This window comes from Companilactobacillus insicii (genome assembly GCF_003946015.1).
Classification (GTDB): Bacteria; Bacillota; Bacilli; order Lactobacillales; family Lactobacillaceae; genus Companilactobacillus; species Companilactobacillus insicii.
In genome coordinates, this window is the sequence record NZ_RHNU01000066.1 from 1 (window position 1) to 2,921 (window position 2,921).

Consider the following 2,921-nt stretch of genomic DNA (forward strand, 5'->3'; position numbering starts at 1 on the left):
ATTAATACACTTAACATAAAATCTACTCCTTCAAATTTTTTCAACTTTAAGCCCTACGTTAATAATATAAGCAATTGCTACTGAATCTATTCAGCATCTATTTAAAGACTAAATATGCTTCTCTAAGCCCCTTATAAGTTCACGATATACTCTTCTAAACATTTCTATTGGAATCACTAGATAGAAAATAAGAGCCATATGTGGTCTCTTCCTTGCCGAACGTCAGTTGGAATCTTCAAAGCCAATAAAGTCCAGTCGCCAACTCCTTCAGACTTTATTGGCTTTGAAGATTGCTTTTAAATGCCTCTAATTTGCTCTATAAGCCATTTTGGCTGCTACCCGTATAATTTACTGTCCGTCAACGGTAAATCGACGTAGAACGGCTTTTAGCCGTTCTAGGAGGCTTTAAGGAGTTGACAGACTCACTAGGCCAAGACACTTTTGCGCATGCAAAGAAAAGCACACCTGCTTTTTTTGCCTGCCTCACGGCGAGTGCGGGGTGAGTTTGAGCGGGAGCTCCCGCTCATTTATGGGGTCAAGCTGACACAGCTTGCAGGTTTGGGCAGCGCCCATGGTTTTATTCGTGCGGGATAGAAATTTGGAAATCAGGGGGGCGAGGGAGCGAATTTTGCGACCGTACTACGACCCCCCTTTTAAGTGCCGAGTGCCAAATCGGTCAACAAACCCTGACAAACCCATACACACCAAGTGTTACAGCGATCAACAAAAAGTCAACAAACCGCCAACAAAATTTTGGAAATATAATGATAAAAAGGTAGTTGAATATATATATATAAAGTTGTATAATGTTCTTATGAACATAAAAGGAGTGTTATAAATGGCTAGAGAGAAATCAACGATAGAATACCAAAATGTATCAATGCGTATTCCCAAAGAATTATATTCTGAATATAAAAAAGTTTTGGCTAAAACTGGATCTATTGTTACTTATGACGTTCGAAATTATATGAAAAAAGTTGTTGAAGAAGATAAGAAAGGACAAAAATGAGTATAAAAAAAGAGCGCCCTCTTCGAAAAGTCGCTCATGTTTTTATAATGTTTTTACTAATTTTTGTAAGGTAATTATATCAAATGAGTAAAGAAAAAGCTAGATACTTCACCTTTTTGCTTTATCCAGAAAGCATACCAAATGACTGGATAGATAACTTAGAATTAATAGGTGTTCCGATTGCTATTAGTCCTCTGCATGATAAGGATTTAAGTGATGTTGAGGGACAAAAATATAAAAAAGAACATTATCATGTAATCTATGTTTCAAAAAATCCTGTAACTGCTGAAAGTGTGCGTTTGAAAGTTAAGCGCTCTTTGGGAGATAAAAGTGTTGCTATGGTTCAGATTGTAAGTACGAGTATGGAAAATATGTATTTGTATTTAACGCATGAATCAAAAGACGCTATTGCTAAAAATAAGCATAAATATTCTAAAGCTGATATTAGGTTGTTGAATAATTTTGATATTGATCGTTATGTAACGCTTGACGTCGAAGATAAAGACGATATGTTGAATGATGTTTGCGATTTAATTGATGATCATAATTTAGCAAATATGCGTGAATTAAGGCGCTTTGTTAAATTACATGGGGTTGAATATGGCTTGCCTAGTATGAAAATTATAAATTCAGTGTTGAGAGCTCATACTGGACTGATAAGGTTATATTTCGATGCTGTTTATCAAGAACGTCGATATGGTCGGGCAGATATTGATAAAGATACAGGCGAAGTATTGAATAATAAGTAAGGGTTTAATTTTATTTTAGGGGGAAGCAATTATGAAATTTGAAGAAACATTATTACCAGAAAAATCAGACGTAATGACATTACAAAATATGATCAGAAAGTATAATAAGCAAAATTTTGAAACTGCAAATCAAACAGATTTTGCTATTTACATAAAAGATGATAGTGAGAATGTTATGGGGGGGATTTCAGGAAAAATATTTGGTAATTGGATGGATATAGACTATTTAGTTATTCATGAGAGTTTGCGCAAAAATGGGTTAGGTCGGGATTTGTTAAAAAAAGCCGAAGATTTAGCTATACGGAGTAATTGTAAAAATATATTTTTATATACATTTGATTTTCAAGGTAAAGATTTTTATCCCAAATTTGGATTTAAAGAAGTTTACGTAAAAAGACAGTATCCGTTAACTGGAACAGAACATTTTTTTGTTAAGAAATTATCAAATGAAATCGATAAAGAAACTGAATGATGTGATGAAAGGACGGATAACTAGATCCGTCCTTTTTTGTTGTTGATTAGTCGACTTCTGATACAAAATTTTAGGTTTTTAGCATGGCACAACTTCATGTTGTGTATAAGTGCGCATTGACCTCGTTTTACTCGGTCTGCTGATTCTCTTAACTTTATTTCACTAGTTTCTTTCTCTCGGCGTTCAATAGACTGCATAGTTCCTTAACTTCAGGCCTTTCACAATCATAGAAAGTATAGCTAATGGCTTCTTTTGAGGAATTAATATTCATCACAGACTCGTCAGCTTCATCCAGTTCATCTAGTAACTTATGCATCAGAACATTAATATCCTTATTGCTAAAATGATACCCATACGTTTCCCAGTCACGGGCTAATTGCATTTTGTTTGACGAAAAATATCTAGTATGGTCATCTATAAGGTCAGTTCCACTATTGACAAAAGCAAATATGTCACGGGAAATCACCGCTAATCCGCTATCGGCAGAATGAACATCATCTTTCAAGATTGAAATTGCATCTAGAATATCTGACTCGGAATTGGCAACCTTACGTGATCGCCGATTAAGGTAATATGTCATTGCCGGAACAATCAAACAACTAGCTACTAAAGGAATTAATACACTTAACATAAAATCTACTCCTTCAAATTTTTTCAACTTTAAGCCCTACGTTAATAATATAAGCAATTG

At 34.6% G+C, this 2,921-nt stretch carries 4 protein-coding genes; 3 read left to right on the forward strand and 1 reads right to left on the reverse strand.

The annotated features are described in order from the left end of the window. Nucleotides 1-838: 838 nt before the first annotated feature. The 3 genes from EKM79_RS12120 to EKM79_RS12130 all read left to right on the forward strand — a co-directional run bounded on the left by EKM79_RS12120 (nucleotide 839) and on the right by EKM79_RS12130 (nucleotide 2,230). Nucleotides 839-1,009, forward strand: coding sequence for a hypothetical protein (locus tag EKM79_RS12120; protein ID WP_056949409.1), 171 nt, complete (start codon nucleotides 839-841; stop codon nucleotides 1,007-1,009). A gap of 83 nt (nucleotides 1,010-1,092) precedes the next feature. Further along, nucleotides 1,093-1,758 (forward strand): replication protein, encoded by a 666-nt coding sequence (locus EKM79_RS12125; RefSeq protein ID WP_076640407.1) that lies wholly within the window; start codon nucleotides 1,093-1,095, stop codon nucleotides 1,756-1,758. A 31-nt stretch (nucleotides 1,759-1,789) separates the two neighbouring features. Then, a complete protein-coding gene (locus tag EKM79_RS12130; RefSeq protein ID WP_010625633.1) occupies nucleotides 1,790-2,230 on the forward strand; it encodes a GNAT family N-acetyltransferase in 441 nt (146 codons plus the stop codon). A gap of 154 nt (nucleotides 2,231-2,384) precedes the next feature. Here EKM79_RS12130 and EKM79_RS12135 read toward each other — a convergent pair whose 3' ends face one another. Next, complete coding sequence (locus EKM79_RS12135; protein WP_125569154.1) at nucleotides 2,385-2,861, reverse strand: hypothetical protein; 477 nt, start codon at nucleotides 2,859-2,861, stop codon at nucleotides 2,385-2,387. Nucleotides 2,862-2,921: the final 60 nt, after the last annotated feature.

What these genes read in the sequence shown, in the direction of transcription:
- EKM79_RS12120 (WP_056949409.1), top strand. Translation starts at nt 839, where the DNA reads ATGGCTAGAGAGAAATCAACGATAGAATACCAAAATGTATCAATGCGT.
- EKM79_RS12125 (WP_076640407.1), top strand. Translation starts at nt 1,093, where the DNA reads ATGAGTAAAGAAAAAGCTAGATACTTCACCTTTTTGCTTTATCCAGAA.
- EKM79_RS12130 (WP_010625633.1), top strand. Translation starts at nt 1,790, where the DNA reads ATGAAATTTGAAGAAACATTATTACCAGAAAAATCAGACGTAATGACA.
- EKM79_RS12135 (WP_125569154.1), bottom strand. Translation starts at nt 2,861, where the DNA reads ATGTTAAGTGTATTAATTCCTTTAGTAGCTAGTTGTTTGATTGTTCCG.